We start from the raw sequence: 223 nt of genomic DNA, 5'->3' as shown, positions 1-223 counted from the left end.
CTTCATAATCACCTGGAATTGGTGATGCTGATACAGACGGTTCGGATTCTCACCATAGCGTCCGTCAGCGGGACGGCGGGACGGCTCTACATATGCGACATTCCACGGCTCAGGACCAATCGAGCGCAAAAATGTCATCGGATTCATCGTACCAGCACCTTTTTCTACATCGTATGGCTGCACGATAAGACAGTTTTGCTTGGCCCAGAAATTTTGCAGTGAC

General features: G+C 50.2%; 1 protein-coding gene. It reads right to left on the bottom strand.

Translation table 11 applies throughout. From position 1 onward, the window contains the following. Positions 1-223: glycine--tRNA ligase subunit alpha (locus tag LKX83_RS33265; RefSeq protein ID WP_227887574.1), on the bottom strand; the 223-nt coding region annotated here is incomplete at both ends.

The organism is Cohnella baijiui (genome assembly GCF_020731285.1).
Taxonomy (GTDB): Bacteria; Bacillota; Bacilli; order Paenibacillales; family Paenibacillaceae; genus Cohnella.
This window is presented reverse-complemented; position numbering and strand designations above follow the sequence as displayed.